Source organism: Streptomyces niphimycinicus (genome assembly GCF_018883605.1).
Taxonomy (GTDB): domain Bacteria; phylum Actinomycetota; class Actinomycetes; order Streptomycetales; family Streptomycetaceae; genus Streptomyces; species Streptomyces niphimycinicus.
Map to the genome: position 1 here is coordinate 1 of NZ_JAHLEM010000332.1, position 4,236 is coordinate 4,236.

A 4,236-nucleotide genomic window follows, 5' to 3' on the forward strand; every position below is an offset into this window, starting at 1 on the left:
GGACGATCCCGCAGCCGGTCAGCAGGCACCGGGACGGACACCATCCCACCCCGACCCGACAGCGCCAGCAACGCCTTACTCCTCAGCACCACCACCCGAGCGCCATCCGCCAGCGACAAACCACCCGCAACACACGCCGCCGCGATCTCACCCTGTGAATGACCCACCACCGCCGACGGCACCACACCAAACGAACGCCACAACTCCGCCAACGACACCATCACCGCCCACAACACCGGCTGCACCACATCCACCCGCCCCAACGCCACCTCATCACCCAGCACATCCCACAACGACCACTCCACCAACGGAGCCAGCACATCCGCACACTCACCCAACCGCCGCGCGAACACCGCCGAAGACTCCGCCAACTCCAGCGCCATCCCGACCCACTGCGACCCCTGCCCCGGGAAGACGAACACCACGCCACGATCCGCCCCGACCGCGCCGGTGACCTCCACCGTGTCCAACTCACGTCGCAGTTCGGCGAGGTCCGTGCCCACGACGACGGTGCGATATGGCAGCAGCGCACGCGTAGATGCCAGCGACCAGCCGACGTCCGCCGGGTCGAGCGCGGGATTGTCGTCGACAAAGGTCCGCACTTGTTCGACCTGCGCCCGCAGACCCGCCTCGCTCGCGCCCGAGAGCACCCAGGGCACCGCCACCGGCTCCACGCGATCGTTCCTGCTCTCGGCAGGCGCCTCCGGTGCCTGCTCCAGGATGACGTGGGCGTTGGTGCCGCTCACGCCGAACGCCGACACCCCGGCGCGACGCGGTCGGTCTTCCCGCGGCCACTCGGCCGACTCGGTGAGCAACTCCACCGCGCCGGTGGACCAATCCACCTTCGGTGTCGGCTCATCGACATGCAGCGTTCGCGGCAGCACCCCGTGCCGCAGCGCCATCACCATCTTGATCACACCGGCCACGCCCGCCGCCGCCTGCGTATGACCGATGTTCGACTTCAACGACCCCAACCACAGCGGCCGCTCCGGATCCCGATCCTGGCCGTACGTGGCCAGCAACGCCTGCGCCTCGATCGGATCACCCAGCGTCGTACCCGTACCGTGCGCCTCCACCGCATCCACATCCACCGCCGACAAACGGGCATTCGCCAGCGCCTGCCGGATCACCCGCTGCTGCGACGGACCATTCGGCGCCGTCAACCCATTCGACGCACCATCCTGATTCACCGCAGAACCCCGCACCACAGCCAACACCCGATGCCCATTGCGCTCAGCATCAGACAACCGCTCCACCAGCAGCAGTCCCACACCCTCGCCCCACCCGGTGCCGTCCGCCGCCCCGGCGAACGCCTTGCACCGCCCGTCCGGGGCCAGCCCACGCTGGCGCGAGAACTCCACGAAAGTGCTGGGCGTCGCCATCACCGTTACGCCGCCCGCGAGCGCCAGTGAACATTCGCCCCGCCGCAGCGCCTCGCTCGCCAGATGCAATGCCACCAGCGAGGACGAACACGCCGTATCCACGGTCAGGGCGGGGCCCTCCAGGCCCAGCGCGTAGGCGATACGACCGGACATCACGCTGGTCGCGGCACCGGTCAGGGCATAGCCCTCGTCCGATGCCGATGGATAGCCCTGGGCCCAGCCGCCGATGAAGACACCGGTCCTGCTGGATCGCAGGGAGGTCGGCGCCATCCTGGCGCGCTCGATGACCTGCCACGCCGACTCCAGCAGCAGTCGCTGCTGGGGGTCCATCGCCAGCGCCTCACGCGGGGAGATGCCGAAGAGTTCCGGGTCGAACTCCGCTGCGTCGTAGAGGAATCCGCCGGTACGCGCATAAGTGGTGCCGGGCCGGTCCGGATCCGGGTCGTACAGCGCGTCCGCGTCCCAGCCGCGGTCGTCGGGGAAGTCGCAGAGCACTTCCCGGCCCTCGCTGACAACCCGCCACAAGTCCTCGGGGGATTGGATGTCTCCCGGGAAGCGGCAGCTCATCGCGATGATGGCGATCGGCTCGTCGAAGGCCACCGCGCCGACGGGCGCAGCCACCTCGGCGGCGGGCACCGCGAGGGCGCCCGACCGGTCGCCACCAAGCAGTTCCGAGCCCAGCAGGTCGGCGACGGCCCGACAGCTCGGGTGGTCGAACAACAAGGTGGCCGGGAGACGTAGTCCCGTACTCGTGTTCAGCCTGGTTCGCAGCTCGACCGCCGTCAGCGAGTCGAAGCCCAGTTGCCGGAAGGGCGCCGCCGGGTCGATGGCCGCCGGGTCGCGATGCCCCAGGAGTTGCGCCGCATGCTCCCGTACCAGATCCACCAGCATCCGGTCCTGATCGGCGGCGGGGACCCCGGCCAGCCGCCTCCGCAATGCGGTGCGGTCGCCCGCCACCGCCGGGGCGCCGGAGCCCGTTCGCAGTTGTGGCAGTTCGCTCAGCAGGGGGCTGGGCCGACCGGCCAGGAAGGCCGGGCCGAAGGTCTCCCAGTCGACGTCCGCGATGACCGGGCAGGGCTCGTCCGATCCGACGACGTGGCGCAGCGCGGCGACGGCCGACTCCGGCCGCATCGGGCGCAGGCCGATGCGGCTCAGCCGCTCCTCGTCCTCGGGCGCGAGGCTGCCGCCCCAGGTGCCCCATCCGATCGAGGTGGCCGGTAGACCGCGTGCCCGGCGCCGCTGTGCCAAACCGTCGAGCAGGGCGTTCGCCGCCGCGTAACCGGCCTGGCCGGAGCCACCCCAGGCCGCCGCTGCCGAGGAGAAGAGGACGAACGCCTCCAGCGACGCGTGGTCGAGCAGCTCGTCCAGGTGCAGGGCGCCGGTGACCTTGGCGTCGAAGACGGCGGCGTATTCGTCGAGATCCGCGTCGATCGAACCGCCGAACCGCACGGTTCCCGCGAGATGGACCACGGCGGTGAGGTCCGGCACCGACGCCAGCACGTCGGCGAGGGCGGCCCGGTCGGTCACATCGCAGGCCGTCATGGTCACTCGTACGCCGAGCGCGGTCAGTTCGTCTTCCAGCGCGGCCGCCCCCGGGGCCTGCGGGCCGCGACGGCTGAGCAGCACCAGGTGCTCCGCGCCCGCTTGCGCCAGCCACCGTGCCACATGTGCGCCCAGCGCACCGGTTCCTCCGGTGATCAGAACCGTGCCGTGCGGGCGCCACGCGTCAGCCGGTCCGGTCGTGGCCGCCGGTTCCAGCCGTCGGCCCAGGGTGGCCGAAGGCCGCACCGCGACCTGGTCCTCGCCGACCGTCTCGGCGAGCACCGCGACGAACCTCCGCGCCACCTGTGCGTCCCACTGTGTGGGCAGATCGATCAGCCCGCCCCAGTGCCCGGATCGCTCCAGCCCGGCCACCCGTCCGAACCCCCAGACCGCCGCCTGCGCGGGGTTGGGTTCCGGATCCCCTGGCACGGCCGCGACGGCTGACCGGGTGACACACCACAGCGGAGTACCGACCTCGGCGGCGGCGAGCGCACACAGCAGCTCGACAGTGTGCGCCATCCCCCGGGACAGGGCCCGATGGGTCGGATGCGGACGCTCGTCGAGGGCCAGGAACGAGACCACACCGGAGATGTCATCGGCTCCCGCCACCTCCGTCAGCAGCCCGGTCAGGCTCTGACGCTCCGCGTCGTACGGCACCTGGAGGGTACGGACTCGTGCGCCGCCCTGCTCGGCCAGCGCCCGGGCGCCGGCCATGGCCCACTCGGCTCCTTCGGGAACCACAGCCAGCCAGGTGCCCGGCAGGGTCGGAGTGTCCATTCCGGGCAGTGACTTCCAGGCGATCCGGTATCGCCACCCGGACTCGACGGACTCGGCCGTGTCCGCCCCAAGCCAGAACCGTTCCCGCTGGAAGGCGTACCTCGGCAGCTCGACGGGCGAGACACCGGCGAAGAGCGGTCGCCAGTCGACCCGGACACCGCGCACATGGAGCTCGGCCAGGTGGCTCAGAAACCGCTCGATCGCGCCATCGTCACGACGGAGCGACCCCGTGACGACGGTGTCGGTGGCGGTATCGGTGTCGGTGGCGTCGGCGGTGTCCTGGATGCCGATGGTCAGCACCGGATGCGGGCTGGCCTCGACGAATACCGTGTGTCCGAGATCCAGCAGTCCCTCGATCGTGGACCGGAACTCCACGGTCTCGCGCAGGTTTCGGTACCAGTACCCGGCATCCAGCTCCGCGGTGTCCATCAGCCGCCCGGTCACCGTCGAATAGAACGGCACCTCTCCGCCACACGGCTCCACACCCGCCAGCGCCTCCGCCAGCTCCCCCCGAATCTCCTCCACCTGTGGCGAG

The 4,236-nt window shown here is 70.8% G+C and carries 1 protein-coding gene; it reads right to left on the minus strand.

What is annotated here, in order from left to right:
* The coding region (locus KN815_RS27610) for a type I polyketide synthase (protein WP_216344623.1) at positions 1 to 4,236 on the minus strand (4,236 nt) is incomplete at both ends.